The organism is Desulfovibrionales bacterium (genome assembly GCA_028715605.1).
Lineage (GTDB): Bacteria > Desulfobacterota > QYQD01 > QYQD01 > QYQD01 > QYQD01.
Genome location: JAQURM010000019.1, coordinates 19,543 through 27,323 on the forward strand (window position 1 = coordinate 19,543; position 7,781 = coordinate 27,323).

Below are 7,781 nucleotides of genomic sequence, written 5' to 3' on the forward strand. Positions count from 1 at the left end.
ATACGTTATTGGTTAAGCTTATCGGCACTGGATTCCTGGGTTTTAATTAAACTTCCATTCCAATGGCCGGTATGCCAGCTAACACAAAAATCAAAAAGGCAAGTGTGGTGAGCGACGGACACCCCCCGTAAGACCTCAGAAATCCCGGAAGTCACTTTTATGTTCGTCATGCGCTTCTAGGGGAATGACCTCTTCCGGTTTGACTCTGCCGGGCCCCGCCTTGATTTTAGGGAGAGGCTTCTTAGGTCCCTCACGGGTAAGCTGCCTGACTTCGCCCCTGTTTTTTCCAAAACGCTGACTGATCCCGGCCAGCCTATTTTTGACAGATGATGCGTCATTTACTGCGGCTCCGCCTACTAAGGCCACCAGTTGACTGACAAAGTCCTTCATGTTCTCGGCCTGAGCATTAAGCTCTTCACTGGCCGAGGCATTTTCCTCAGCCGAGGCGGAATTGGCCTGTACTACCTTGTCCATCTCGGCCACAGCCGTACTGACCTGTCCAACACCCTGGGCCTGCTCCCGGGAGGCGGCCGCAATCTCACCGACCAGATCTTTCACCTTCCCGCTCTTCTCGGCTACCGCCTTAAACGCCTCGTTGGTCTTATTCACCAGCTCTGAACCGGCGCCTATCTTTTTTACCGTGCCTTCGATCAAGTTAGCGGTGTTTTTGGCTGCATCCGCCGCACGCATGGCCAGATTCCGAACCTCTTCGGCCACCACGGCGAAACCGGCTCCGGCCTCACCCGCACGCGCCGCCTCTACGGCCGCGTTTAACGCCAGCAGGTTGGTCTGGAAGGCAATCTCATCGATCGTCTTGACGATCTTGGATGTCTCCTCACTGGCTTGGGAGATCTCTTGCATGGAGGCGGTCAATTCAGTCATGGAATCATCGGCCTGCTCGATAACCTTTGCGGCCTCTCCCATCAGGCCGTTTGCCTGATTGGCGTTGTCCGCATTCTGTTTGGTCATGGAGGACATCTCCTCCATGGAGGAAGAGGTCTCTTCAAGGCCAGCCGCCTGCTCAGACGCTCCCTCGGCCAACTGCTGGCTGGCCGATGCTACCTGCGCAGAGGCGGCGCTCACCTGGTCAGATGCCTCACCGAGACCGTCGATTATGCCCCGCAAATGGCGATTTGTGGTCGAAGTGATAAAGACAGCCGCGCCTATACCTAACAGGAGAATGGTTCCGATGGTAATCAGCATAACTGTATTACTTCTGGAAGCGTCGGCGTCAGCCTCACCGGCTGCTTTAAGGGCTCCTTCTCTTGTATCTCTGACCATATCTGCTACTGCTTCCAAAGCTGCCCTTCCCTTACCACGCATCAAGGCATCCGCATCGGCCGCGGTTCCTCCACCTAAAAGAATGCCTTTGGCCTTTTCCCATGAATCAACTAGTTCTTTTTGTTCTTGATCAAATTTATTAAGCTCTTTTTTTTGGTTCTCATTCAACACTCCCTCTTTTTCGGCATTCTGCAATTTTTGCCTGTACTCGCTTACCTTGGCCCGGGCTTCTTCAAACTCTCCGATAGCCTTTTCCAGGTCTTTGGGGTTTTCGCGCCGAACAATGGCGTCCTTTGTGACCTTGATCTCTTCTGCGGTCCAGGACCGCATGCCAAAGGCCTCTAAGGCTGTCTCCAGGTCCTGGTGAATAACGTTGTTATACTCATTGGTTACGGAACGCATCTGGGTCACTGAGTAAAGGCCGGAGGCCAGCATCAAAAATAGGACGACCCCAAACCCCAGATAAAGCTTGGTCCCCAATTTCATGTTCTTAAACATAATTATTACCTCCATCTCAAGTTTGTAGTATTTTCTATGCTGCATTGTTTAAAAAATCGCCAAATTCTTTTCCACCCAGCACCTTATCGATATCCAGCAGTATCTTTACACCGCCTTCCATCTTGGCCATACCAAGGATGAAATCTGTATCCAGGTTGCCACTTAAGACCAGCGTGTCATCAATATCCTCACCTTTGATGTTTAAAACCTCCGATACCGAATCCACCACAATCCCCATCTGTACGTGGCGCAAGGCCTGGGTTACCTCTACCACAATGATGCAGGTTCGATCCGTGTAGTCGATCCGGGGCATCCTGAATCGGAGCCTGAGGTCAACCACCGGAATCACCTTGCCCCGCAGATTTATTACCCCCTGGACAAATTCCGGGGTCTCGGGCACAGTGGTGATCGGCATCATCCCGATGATCTCCCTGACCTTCAGAATGCTGATCCCGTATTCCCCGGCCAGAAAAAAGGTCAGATATTTTCCCTCCTTGTCAGACATAGACCTTACAGCCTGATCTATTATTTGAACCTGTTCACTCATTCTTTTACACCTCCCTTCATGATCTATTAAAATCTGAATGCCTGAGTATCTTGCCTAATACCGCCGCAACGTCCAGGAAGTCGCCGTCCGCATAGGTCAAAAACCGCGGCCGCAGACTATGTCCTTTCGCTATGGTATCTTCCTCCCGGTCCGGAAGAATAAGCATAATGCGAACATAACAAAGCAAATCGCAAATGGACAAAATCTGCGAAAGGTCTTCCCGGGTGGCAGCTAAAAGAACAGCCATGGTCACGTCGCCTACGGGCTGGCGAAGTCTTGCGGCAAGTTTTTTAATCGTTCCGTAAACCTCCAGTTCTGCCTTCGGAACCAACTCCTCGATCACCCTCTGCAGGCGCTGTCCGGCTCCATCCGTCACCGTTCCATAATAAACCAAGATCACTCTGGTCATCCCTCCTTTCCCCGTCTTAACAGGAAATCATGTTAAGCCCGGCAATCTTTTCATGCCTGCCGCAAAATAAAATCCGGCCTGAGCCGACCACTCCCCTTTGATCCTCTGCGCTGGGCAGTCGACACAGCCGGATTGAATAACTGATTGTTTAAAAACTCGAAAACTGATTAGGTTATAGGTGTGTGTGTGTGTGTGTGTGTGTGTGTGTGTGTGTGTGTGTGTGTGTGTGTGTGTGTGTGTGTGTGTGTGTGTGTGTGTGTGTGTGTGTGTGTGTGTGTGTGTGTGCAAACCACGTGCCAACTCACGATTCGCACTCATACTCTCACAGGCCATTCTTTTTAAATTATGAGTTACCAACATTCAACACAACTCGGCTATCTTGTTAAAGGTCTTCAACAAATACCCTGACGTTCGTCCAGTGCCTTATAAAAATATAAACTTTTTTCTGTTTATCGGCGGATAAAAAAAATCCATCAAGTGAAAATGTGAACAATCACATTAATCGTACACATTGGGCTAAATGAGCGAAAAGGATTAGCACCCCTCCCCGGATGAAGCCCCTGAAAACAGGGGCTTCATCCGGGTATTTGCTGCGTCCGCTGCCTTGCCTGCGATATATTTCTCTTGCCTTCCCCGGATAAATCATGCCAGAATTTTATTAAGATGACGCAGACGCCACAGATCTTTAAATGATATCTCTGTGTTCTTTGCGTCTCCGTCGAAGATCCGCCGGTATTTAGGCGGGCGGTGAAATTCTTGATAATACTTCTTTGAAAGAAAGGAGGTAGTGGTATATGAAAAAGATAGCCCTGTTTGCCTTTAGCGAGGATTTAGGCGTGTTCGCCCATATCATGATGAATGCCATAGACATGAAAAAGCAAGGATATGAGGCAAAAATAATAATCGAAACCAAGGCCACCCGGTTTGTAAAAGACCTGATGGATGAGCAGAAGCCCTTTGCCGGACTTTTTAAGAAAGTAAAAGAAGAGGGGCTGATTGACGGGGTGTGCAAGGCCTGCTCGGCCATGACCGGCGCACAGGAGGCGGCCAAGCAGCAGGGGCTCAGACTTCTCGACGAAATGAACGGTCATCCCAGTATAGCCCGGTATCTGGAAGAAGGTTTTACGGTTCTGACGTTCTGACGTTTCTTGATTTATTGATATTCTTATTTTCTCTGCCTACGGCAGACCGTAGGCCTGTGTGCTCTGTGGTTAATCTTTTGACAATAGTTGACAATTGGAAGGAAGAAACGAATGTTTGGCGGCAAAAAAAAGGCGAAGGTGATTCAGCAGGACAAGGAAGAGATATTAAAAAAGAAGTTTGACATATTGAAAAAGGAAGTCCCTATCTACGTCTTCACCCGGGAAGGAGAAAACGATCCCTTCAATCGCTTTACCATGGCGCTGATCAAAGAACTGGGGAAATTAACTCCCAAGATTATCCCTGAATTTCATGAATTAGGCGATGAGGTCTCGAAAAAATATGATGTCAGCCGATCACCAACCATTCTTATAGATCCTGCCGCCTACCATATCCGCTATACCGGTTCACCGGCCGGGGAAGAGATGCGCTCCTTTCTGGACACCATCGTCATGACCTCTGTGGGGAAGACGCTCCTTTCTTCCTCCGCCCGGAAGCGGCTGGCTGCGCTCAAAGAAAGCCGCCATATACAGGTCTTTGTCACCCCTACCTGACCGTACTGCCCGCAGCAGGTGGCTGCGGCGGTTGCCTCTGCCCTGGAAAGGCCGGATTTAATAACGGCAGAGATAGTCGAGGCCTCAGAAAATGAAGACCTGGCCGGCAAGTACGGGGTTTCCTCTGTCCCGCATACGGTGATTAACGGAAAGACGGTTTCCCTCGGCGTGGACACGCAGGATGCCTTTATCGACAAGGTCTTGACCTTGCAGGAACCGGCCGCCGGATTGCCTCCGCTTATCCGGGAGGGGGAAGAGGTACATGTGGACATAGTTATCGTGGGAGCCGGTCCCGGAGGGCTGACTGCCGCGATATATGGTGAAAGAAGCGGCCTGAAATGCGTGGTCCTGGAAAAAGGGGTCGTGGGCGGACAGGTGGCCCTGACACCGGTCGTCGAAAATTATCCCGGGCTTACACGTGTGGCCGGTAAGTCTCTGGTGGATTTAATGGCCCAGCATGCCCGCCAATATGCCCATATCCATCAAGGTGAAGAGGTTCTGGAGATAAAACCGGATGAACAGATTAAAGTCAGCACAAACAGGGGCAAATATATATGCCGGGCGGTCATCCTGGCCACCGGGGCCAAACACCGTAAGCTGGGCGTGCCCGGTGAGGAACGCCTTTATGGCCGGGGAGTGAGTTACTGCGCTACCTGCGACGGCTATTTTTATAAGGGGAAGAAGGTCATCATGGTCGGCGGCGGAAACAGTGCTGTAACCGAGGCCCTTTATCTGGATAGTCTCGGAGTCGGTGTAACACTTGTCCATCGCAAGGATAAACTTCGCGCTGAATTGCGCCTCCAGGAAAGTCTTTTCAGCCGGAAGATTCCGGTGTCCTGGAACTCAGGGGTGGACGAGATACTGGGTGACAAGACAGTCACCGGCGTGCGTATTGAGGATACAAAAACTGGAAAGACGGAAGAAATGCCGGTGGATGGCGTCTTTATATCCATAGGCTACGAACCGGTAAATGAATTAGCCAAAAAAACGGGCGTGGAACTGGACGAGGCCGGTTACGTAAAGGCTGACCGCCGGCAGAGAACCAATGTGCCGCGCATCTACGCCGTCGGTGACATTACCGGTGGGGTTAAACAGATTGTGACTGCTGTCGGCCAGGGGGCGGTAGCGGCGATGACTGCTTTTGAAGACCTGGCCAATCCGTACTGGAAAAGGAATTTGTAACTATTCAGCCACTAAGACGCCAAACCACTAAGACCAAGATTATTACTTTGTGTCTTGATGCCTTGGTGGCAAAGGTTTTTCTCTGCGGACTCTGCGTGCTCAGCGGTGAAAAGGCTTTGTTACAAACTGGTTTGTCCGGACTAGCCAAGGGATCCGATGGCCATCCCGCGGACTTCCTTACGAAAGGTCTCGCTTTCCTGTACCAGTCTTTCCCTGTTTTTTTCGTTAATGATTTCCAGCCTGGGAAAACCAGTCTGGCCGGTTGCCAGTGGTGTCAGCAGATACTGAGCCTCTTTGAGGTCTTTCAATCTCTCGATACTCCAATTATCAGCTACCTCCAAGACCAGGTTCTTCCCGCCCTTTTTGAAGAGTGCGGCAAGAAGGAAAATAATCGAGGCCTGCCCGGACAGACAGCATATTTCAGCCGATCGGACCGCATATCCATTCCCGTTAAAGCTTACGCTCAGGCCGCCGCCGTCCCTGACCAGGTCCAGGGCCTCGACATCTGTGATACTGTCGCCCAGATACATGACCCGTGAGAGGTCATTGTTCGTTATTTTCAGACTATCCAAAACAGCCCGGGCCTTGGCCCTCCCACCGATGGTCTTGGTCTCAGCCAGTAATCGTCCGGCCTCCATAGAGCATATCTCTTCCCAGAAGATTGCCGCGAGACGTTGGATAGTATCCTGGCTATGGGGAGAGAGCTCATATGACCCGTCAATGTCAATCTCCCATTCCAGCATGGGCATATCTGCAATCTCGGCAGCCGCCTTTCTTAGATATTCCTGCTCGTCTTCAGGCAGGCTATATTGATCCATATCTATTTTAGTACAGTAAATCTGGCTGAATGGAAACCCGGTGACCTGGCAAAGGGCCTCGAGATATGGCTCATAACTGGTGCTTATAATAAATGTGGGCATAATCTCCATGACCTGCTGCAGGGTCTCTTTGGCCCCGGGCAGGAGGATGAGGTGCGAGCGCGAATAGTCTATCATCTGCTGGTGAGTCAGGCCAAATGCCTTCAGAAAGGGCAGAATTAACTTAAGGGTGTCACCGGCCTGATAGCCCGGCTTCTTCTCGATGTCCGCCAGAAAGTCATCGTACTTGCTGATGAGAGCGAAGAAGTTATCCCCCTTCGGGACAAAGGCCTGACATAGCTCAAAGGCATTGTCGTTTTTGGTGATGGGACCTTCGCAATCGATGTTCAGTTGGACGGTTTTCATATCTGTTTCCCTTGAAGAACGGTCAGCAGTCAGCTATCCGCTTTCAGCTTAAGCTGTTGTTTGTCTTATTTTTTGCTTACGGCTGAAAGCTGATCGCTGAGAGCTTTCATTCGGAAACGGCAGTTTCCGGATGAACACTAGCTAATTTGTAGATAGGCATCGATTTCCTTATTTAAACAATACGGGGCAAGGGCGTTTTTCCCGCTTATTTCTACTTTCCCTTCGGCCAGAGTCTTCAGGGTCAGGACAATTAAAGGGTTCTCCCGTCTTACCCCTTCCTGCCGGATACGCTGAAATAGTTTGTTGGATTCTCCCTCTGCGGCTATTAGTTCCTGTAAGGTATGAGTTCCAAGTTTGCTTCGTAGCTCAGCCCAAAGAGGATCAAATCCTCCCCCAAAAATCGGAAATGTACAATACGTTATAGGAGGGCCTTCGTCAAGGGTCTCGGTAACTACGTGTATCATTACCCCGGTTTCACCCGCTTTTTGATTAATGAGCTTCCAGATGACTTCCTGCCACGTGCCGGCCGGTCCCTTAGGGGCCGCAGGATGAAGGTTGATTATGGCATGTCTCCGGCACATTTCCGGGCTGACAATAAGCATGTATCCGGCCAGCATAATGAGATTATTCCGGAAGTTGCTGATTCGTTCCAAAACCGCCCGATGGTAAAGGGTGCGCCATCTTTCCATGGACTGCCTTTTCTCTTCAGGCAAAAAATCTCTGGATGAGAAGGTAATTGTCTTAAGACCAAGATCCCGGGTGAGTTCCAGAAACTTGTCGCTTTCAGCGCTTTCACCCATATTGCGATTGCAAAAGACATACTCGATGGCGGCAGGGATAAAGCCGCTTCGCATATTCTCATAGGCCGTGCTGAGCAAATCCCTGGCCGCCTTATCCCGTCCGGTAGAAAACCAGCCTATCAGGTAAGACACGAGATATTCTCCTTT

General features: G+C 50.5%; 8 protein-coding genes and 1 pseudogene. 4 read left to right on the forward strand and 5 right to left on the reverse strand.

The genetic code is table 11. The features are described 5' to 3' along the window. Positions 1 to 135: 135 nt before the first annotated feature. Genes PHT49_11825 through PHT49_11835 form a run of 3 tightly spaced genes read right to left on the reverse strand, consistent with a single transcriptional unit; the run spans position 136 to position 2,735 of the window. The gene (locus PHT49_11825) at positions 136 to 1,824 is read right to left on the reverse strand and encodes a methyl-accepting chemotaxis protein (protein MDD5452573.1); all 1,689 of its coding nucleotides are present in this window, start codon (positions 1,822 to 1,824) and stop codon (positions 136 to 138) included. Then, the gene (locus PHT49_11830) at positions 1,814 to 2,326 is read right to left on the reverse strand and encodes a chemotaxis protein CheW (GenBank protein ID MDD5452574.1); all 513 of its coding nucleotides are present in this window, start codon (positions 2,324 to 2,326) and stop codon (positions 1,814 to 1,816) included. Before PHT49_11830 ends, PHT49_11825 begins: the two co-directional genes overlap by 11 nt. Positions 2,327 to 2,342: 16 nt before the next feature. Next, the gene (locus PHT49_11835; protein MDD5452575.1) at positions 2,343 to 2,735 is read right to left on the reverse strand and encodes a hypothetical protein; all 393 of its coding nucleotides are present in this window, start codon (positions 2,733 to 2,735) and stop codon (positions 2,343 to 2,345) included. Positions 2,736 to 3,529: 794 nt separating this feature from the next. Between PHT49_11835 and PHT49_11840 the strand changes: the two genes are divergently transcribed. The 4 genes and pseudogenes from PHT49_11840 to PHT49_11855 all read left to right on the forward strand — a co-directional run bounded on the left by PHT49_11840 (position 3,530) and on the right by PHT49_11855 (position 5,611). Next, a complete protein-coding gene (locus PHT49_11840; protein ID MDD5452576.1) occupies positions 3,530 to 3,877 on the forward strand; it encodes a cytoplasmic protein in 348 nt (115 codons plus the stop codon). Between the two features lie 111 nt (positions 3,878 to 3,988). Beyond that, positions 3,989 to 4,429, forward strand: a complete 441-nt coding sequence (locus PHT49_11845) for a hypothetical protein (GenBank protein ID MDD5452577.1) — start codon at positions 3,989 to 3,991, stop codon at positions 4,427 to 4,429. A 15-nt stretch (positions 4,430 to 4,444) separates the two neighbouring features. Beyond that, positions 4,445 to 4,621: pseudogene (locus tag PHT49_11850) on the forward strand (thioredoxin family protein). An 87-nt stretch (positions 4,622 to 4,708) separates the two neighbouring features. After that, entirely contained in the window at positions 4,709 to 5,611 is a 903-nt protein-coding gene (locus PHT49_11855; GenBank protein ID MDD5452578.1) for an FAD-dependent oxidoreductase, read from the forward strand. Positions 5,612 to 5,751: 140 nt separating this feature from the next. On the opposite strand, the gene PHT49_11860 is transcribed toward PHT49_11855, so the two are convergent. Together PHT49_11860 and PHT49_11865 are read right to left on the reverse strand one after the other, a co-directional pair. Further along, on the reverse strand, positions 5,752 to 6,834 hold the full coding sequence (locus PHT49_11860) for a hypothetical protein (protein ID MDD5452579.1): 1,083 nt from the start codon (positions 6,832 to 6,834) through the stop codon (positions 5,752 to 5,754). 137 nt (positions 6,835 to 6,971) lie between these two features. After that, positions 6,972 to 7,781, reverse strand: an 810-nt coding sequence (locus PHT49_11865) for a formyltransferase family protein (GenBank protein MDD5452580.1), incomplete at its 5' end; no start/stop codon positions are given.